We start from the raw sequence: 293 nt of genomic DNA, 5'->3' as shown, positions 1-293 counted from the left end.
ATACAATTTTCTTGTGAATGAATTTCCCACACAACAAGGACGCGATGCGACGCGCTATACGTTATTTTTATTTTCCACAATTAGCAACCGATTAGTTGTAGCTCCTCCGGCTCAAGTGTTTCAAATTGCGACGATGTTGCAGTCACTGTATACAACGTTATCAATCTTAATTTCTGAATTCATTATGACAAATGTCACACGCAATCAAATTCTTAATATTTTAGCAGCTTTAGTCACAACAACTTCCGCTGTTTCAGACGGGGGCGGTGTCGGGCCTACAGGTCCAACGGCAG

General features: G+C 41.6%; 1 protein-coding gene. It reads left to right on the top strand.

The window, feature by feature from the left end; genetic code table 11:
* The coding region (locus JDS99_RS31240; protein ID WP_199696524.1) for a collagen-like repeat preface domain-containing protein at positions 1 to 293 on the top strand (293 nt) is incomplete at both ends.

It is taken from the genome of Bacillus cereus group sp. N6 (assembly GCF_016483705.1).
Lineage (GTDB): Bacteria > Bacillota > Bacilli > Bacillales > Bacillaceae_G > Bacillus_A > Bacillus_A wiedmannii.
This window is presented reverse-complemented; position numbering and strand designations above follow the sequence as displayed.